At 64.1% G+C, this 1494-nt stretch carries 1 protein-coding gene; it reads left to right on the top strand.

Annotation, left to right across the window (positions count from 1 at the left end):
* Window positions 1-115: 115 nt before the first annotated feature.
* The coding region (locus LPA36_RS29335) for an ISNCY family transposase (RefSeq protein ID WP_228884016.1) at window positions 116-1494 on the top strand (1379 nt) is incomplete at its 3' end.

Genomic DNA, 1494 nt, shown 5'->3' on the forward strand with positions numbered 1-1494 from the left:
TGTCAGAGCTTTTTAGTAATGTCTGGTTCTGGCTCATTAGAAATGTCCGGTTCCCGGCTCCGGGCCGGCGGCTGTGGCGCATGCTGCGGCATCACAGCCAGCCCGGAGCCCGACCATGAACGGACGTGGATTCATCACGATCAGCATGCACGAGCTCGAGCGTGTGAAGATCATCGAGGCGGTCGTCCAGCGGCGGCTGACGGTCGTGCTGGCGGCCGAACGGCTGCAGCTGTGTGAGCGTCAGGTCAGCCGGCTGGTGCGGCGCTACGAGGCGGCAGGGCCGGCCGGACTCATTTCAGCGCGGCGTGGCCAACCGAGCAACCGAGAGCTGCCGGTTGATCTGCGTGCACGGGCCATGGCGCTGGTGCGTGAGCGCTACGCCGATTTTGGGCCGACGCTGGCGTGCGAGAAGCTCGCTGAGTGTCATGGCGTGACGCTGGCGAAGGAAACCGTGCGGCGCTGGATGCGGGACGCCGGGCTATGGATTCCACGCAAATTGCGGCCGCCGAAGTTGCACCAGCCGAGAAACCGCCGTGCGTGCCTGGGCGAGCTGATCCAGATCGACGGCAGTGATCACCGGTGGTTCGAGGAACGCGCGCCGGCTTGTACGCTGCTGGTGTTCATCGACGATGCGACCAGCCGGCTGATGGCGCTGCACTTCACCGCGACCGAGTCGACCTTCAGCTACTTTGAGGCGATGCGCGGGTATCTGGAACAGCACGGCAAGCCGGTGGCGCTGTACAGCGACAAGGCGAGCGTGTTCCATTGCAACAGCCATTCTGTGACGCCTGGCAAGGGCGTGACGCAGTTTGGCCGCGCGCTGTACGAGCTGAATGTGGATACGTTCTGTGCGAACAGCAGTCAGGCCAAGGGGCGCGTCGAGCGCGCCAATCTGACGTTGCAGGATCGCCTCGTGAAGGAGTTGCGGCTACGTGGCATCAGCACGAAGGAGGCGGCCAACGCCTATGCGCCCCACTTCATCGCTGACTTTAACGGCCGGTTCGGCAAGGTGCCCAGGAGCACGTTCAATGCGCACCGGCCACTGCGGGCGGATGACGATCTTGACCTGATCCTGACGTCCCGGGTGCCGCGGCGCGTGTCGAAGGTGCTGACGGTGCAGTACGACCGGGTGATCTATCTGCTTGAAGACACGGTGGCAAACCGCAGCCTCATTCACAGTTATCTGGACGTGTTCGAGTATCCGGACGGGCGCATCGAGGTCCGGGTCAATGGCGCTGCCCTGCCCTGTGTGCCGTATGACCGGCTCTCGGAGATTGATCAGGCGGCGGTGGTCGACAGCAAGCGGCTGGGACACACGTTGCAGATGGCGCAGGTGATCCAGGCGCAGCGTGATGACCGGCGCGCATCGGGCTCGCCATCGAGGACGAATCAGGGCGAAGCGCCGCGACCGAAGGAGCGCAAGGTGGGCACCCGCAAGCAGCGGGAACTGACGCGTGAAGAGCTGAATGAGGCGATCCTGAGAACTGCCGGAAC

Source organism: Paraburkholderia saeva (genome assembly GCF_907164555.1).
Classification (GTDB): domain Bacteria; phylum Pseudomonadota; class Gammaproteobacteria; order Burkholderiales; family Burkholderiaceae; genus Paraburkholderia; species Paraburkholderia saeva.